We start from the raw sequence: 255 nt of genomic DNA, 5'->3' as shown, positions 1-255 counted from the left end.
GTCTGAATTTTGCGGCGCAGTATCAGGGCAAAAATGAGCGCGATGACCTCCAGAAGGCCAATGGTGATGGGTATGGTTTCTCAGCCAGCTATGAGTTTGATGGTTTTGGTTTTGTGGCTGCGTATACCAAGTCAGATCGTACCAATAAGCAGGTTCAGGGACTGAATGGTAGCAAAACTATTGAAATCAAAGATCCTTTAACTGGGGATGTGACTGAAAAAGAAGTGGTCGTTGATTCCGGCAGCGTTGCAAAAG

General features: G+C 45.9%; 1 protein-coding gene. It reads left to right on the top strand.

Annotated features, from left to right (window positions below; all coding sequences use genetic code 11):
• On the top strand, positions 1–255 hold a 255-nt coding region (locus tag E0D98_RS26860), incomplete at both ends, for a porin (protein ID WP_205713051.1).

The sequence above is a fragment of the Escherichia sp. KCJ4928 genome (assembly GCF_004352695.1).
Lineage (GTDB): Bacteria > Pseudomonadota > Gammaproteobacteria > Enterobacterales > Enterobacteriaceae > ECMA0423.
This window is presented reverse-complemented; position numbering and strand designations above follow the sequence as displayed.